Source organism: Halohasta sp. A2 (genome assembly GCF_056175805.1).
Genome location: NZ_JAQFWV010000240.1, coordinates 1 through 357, shown reverse-complemented (window position 1 = coordinate 357; position 357 = coordinate 1). Strand labels below are relative to the sequence as shown.

The window sequence follows — 357 nt, the reverse complement described above, 5'->3', positions numbered from 1 at the left end:
GTCTCCTCGAACGTGACATCGCGTTTCGCTACCTTGCTGCGAATCAACAGCCCGACTTCCGCACGATCAGTCTCTTCCGCAAGAACCACCGCAAGGAGTTCGAACACCTCTTCGTTGAGATTCTTCGCCTCTGTCGGGAAGCTGGGATGGCAGAGATGGGCGAGGTCGCCCTGGACGGCCGTCGCGTCCAGGGCGACGCGGCCCTCGACCAAAACCGGACTCGTGAGCAGATTACCGACGAAATACACGACATCCTTGAGGAAGCTGCCGAGGTCGACGAAGCCGAAGACGACGAATACGGACCAGAACAACGCGGAGACGAGCTCCCGGAGGAACTCCGGGAGCGAGAGGACCGAC

General features: G+C 60.5%; 1 protein-coding gene. It reads right to left on the bottom strand.

From position 1 onward, the window contains the following. The coding region (locus O2S87_RS18965) for a hypothetical protein (protein ID WP_475410247.1) at window positions 1-357 on the bottom strand (357 nt) is incomplete at both ends.